The sequence below is a fragment of the Mycolicibacter acidiphilus genome, from assembly GCF_018455725.1.
GTDB lineage: Bacteria > Actinomycetota > Actinomycetes > Mycobacteriales > Mycobacteriaceae > Mycobacterium > Mycobacterium acidiphilum.
In genome coordinates, this window is record NZ_JAHCLR010000149.1 from 1 (window position 1) to 399 (window position 399).

Below are 399 nucleotides of genomic sequence, written 5' to 3' on the forward strand. Positions count from 1 at the left end.
GTCGCCGGCACCGGCGGCAACGGCGGCGCGGGCGGCAACGCCGCGGACATCGGCAACGGCGGGCGCGGCGGTGGCGGCGGCACCGGCGGTCTGGCCGCCACTGGCACGACCGGTGCGGTCCCCGGCGCCAACGGCGGCAACGGTGCGACCGGCGGCGACGGCGGCAACGGCGGGGCCGGTGGCCTCGGCGGCACCGTCTCCGGCAACGGCGGCGCCGGCGGGGCCGGTGGCTTCGGCGGCTGGGGCGGCCAGGGCGGTCAGGGCGCGACCGGTGTCACCGGCGTGCAGGGCGTCAACGACGGCGCCGGCGGTGATGGCGGCAACGGCGGTCAGGGCGGCCAGGGCGGCGTCGGCGGCAACGGCGGTGCGGGCGGCGCGGCCGGCAACGCGACCGGAACC

At 82.2% G+C, this 399-nt stretch carries 1 protein-coding gene; it reads left to right on the forward strand.

The features are described 5' to 3' along the window. Positions 1-399: hypothetical protein (locus tag KIH27_RS23400; protein ID WP_214095105.1), on the forward strand; the 399-nt coding region annotated here is incomplete at both ends.